A 256-nucleotide genomic window follows, 5' to 3' on the forward strand; every position below is an offset into this window, starting at 1 on the left:
AGTCACTCACCCAATACCAACAATGCATGCATTCAACGCCAACAACAATATCTTCTAGATAAGGAGAAATGAGCTTAAACAATTCATGTCTATCAGCTTTTATTTTCTGATGAACCACTTTATTGCCACGCTCATCAAGAATACACACGTATAAAATGCGTGCATGTAGGTCAATTCCACAATAATATTTGTGAAAAGTAGTATAGAATTTCATTGAGCTTTCTCCTTTTGGTTTGGTCGCCTTGAAGTTTAGCTG

The 256-nt window shown here is 36.3% G+C and carries 1 pseudogene; it reads right to left on the reverse strand.

Annotated features, from left to right (window positions below):
• Window positions 1-214 (reverse strand): annotated as a pseudogene (locus tag AN214_RS22100) (IS110 family transposase); the annotation flags it as partial.
• Window positions 215-256: the final 42 nt, after the last annotated feature.

This window comes from Pseudoalteromonas sp. P1-9 (assembly GCF_001399975.1).
GTDB lineage: Bacteria > Pseudomonadota > Gammaproteobacteria > Enterobacterales > Alteromonadaceae > Pseudoalteromonas.